Origin of the sequence: Nitrosospira sp. NpAV, from assembly GCF_000832065.1 — a bacterium.
Classification (GTDB): Bacteria; Pseudomonadota; Gammaproteobacteria; order Burkholderiales; family Nitrosomonadaceae; genus Nitrosospira.
The window spans coordinates 1-427 of the sequence record NZ_JXQM01000215.1 but is presented as its reverse complement, the minus strand read 5'-3'; the positions used below and the strand labels follow the sequence as shown (position 1 = coordinate 427).

The 427-nt window shown below is 49.6% G+C and carries 1 pseudogene; it reads left to right on the top strand.

The features are described 5' to 3' along the window. Positions 1 to 427: pseudogene (locus SQ11_RS15910) on the top strand (2-isopropylmalate synthase); the annotation flags it as partial.

Below are 427 nucleotides of genomic sequence, written 5' to 3'. Positions count from 1 at the left end.
TTCTTTGACGGATTCTGGAAGCTGTAATTGATGAAGGTGCCCGGACGTTGAATATTCCGGATACAGTGGGATACACCATGCCGGATCAGTTTGGCGGTCTAATCCGCACGTTACGTGAACGAATTCCGAATTCTGACAAAGCTGTTTTCTCCGTTCATTGTCATAATGATCTCGGCCTGGCGGTAGCCAACTCGCTGTCTGCAGTCATGAATGGCGCGCGCCAGGTTGAATGCACCATCAATGGCTTGGGTGAACGCGCTGGCAATGCTGCTCTTGAAGAAGTAGTGATGGCCGTGCGTACACGGCAAGATTACTTTCCATGCGACACACGCATTGATACAACCCAGATCGTATCTACTAGCAAGCTGGTTTCTGGAATTACCGGATTTCCGGTGCAACCCAACAAAGCTATTGTCGATGCTAATGC